2 protein-coding genes are annotated in these 706 nt (G+C 58.9%); both read right to left on the bottom strand.

The genetic code is table 11. From position 1 onward, the window contains the following. The coding region (locus AB1462_RS31455) for a TSUP family transporter (protein ID WP_367248965.1) at positions 1-262 on the bottom strand (262 nt) is incomplete at its 3' end. A 137-nt stretch (positions 263-399) separates the two neighbouring features. Continuing rightward, positions 400-706, bottom strand: a 307-nt coding sequence (locus AB1462_RS31450; protein ID WP_367248963.1) for a fumarylacetoacetate hydrolase family protein, incomplete at its 5' end; no start/stop codon positions are given.

Below are 706 nucleotides of genomic sequence, written 5' to 3'. Positions count from 1 at the left end.
ACATATCCACCGCGCCTTTTCGATAATGCGTGATGAAGGAGGTGATCGAGGTCGGGATGATGATGGCCAGCGACGTGCCGACGCAAAGCGGCATCCGCACTTCTTCGGGGACACCGACGAAGCGGAAAAGCTCGTAGAGGATCGGTACCGCCACCGCGCCGCCGCCAACGCCGAATATGCCCGCAAGCGCTCCCGTCAGCGCGCCCGCCGCAAGCAGCGCGATCAAAAGCCAGGACAGGTCGAAAAGCGAAATACCGAGCATTGCGTCACCGGGATGCGTGAAACCAAAAAGATGGCGTGAGCTTTAATTGCTTCACGCCGAAGGTGGGATAAAAAGCTGTTGGTCCAGCTAAAAAAGAAAGTCGCGTCGTCATCCCGCCGCGACTTCAATATATCGTCTCAGACGACGGTGACTTCGATCGAACCAATGCCGTCGACATGGCCCTTGAGAACGTCGCCTTTGCTGACCGCGCCGACGCCGGCAGGCGTTCCGGTCATGATGATGTCGCCCGGCTGAAGCTCGAACAGACCGGAAAGGTACGAAATCATTTCCGGTACTTTCCAGATCAACTGGTTGAGATCGCCGCTCTGGCGAACTTCGCCATTGACGGTCAGTTCGACCGCACCTGCGTCCGGGTGGCCGGTCTCGCTGACTGGCACCAGATGCGAGCAGGGAGCGGACGCCTCGAAAGCCTTGCCGACTTCC

It is taken from the genome of Pseudomonas sp. SB113, from assembly GCF_040754745.1.
Taxonomy (GTDB): domain Bacteria; phylum Pseudomonadota; class Gammaproteobacteria; order Pseudomonadales; family Pseudomonadaceae; genus Aquipseudomonas; species Aquipseudomonas grimontii.
Note: the sequence above shows the minus strand (reverse complement) of the source record. Positions and strands in the feature narration are given on the sequence as shown.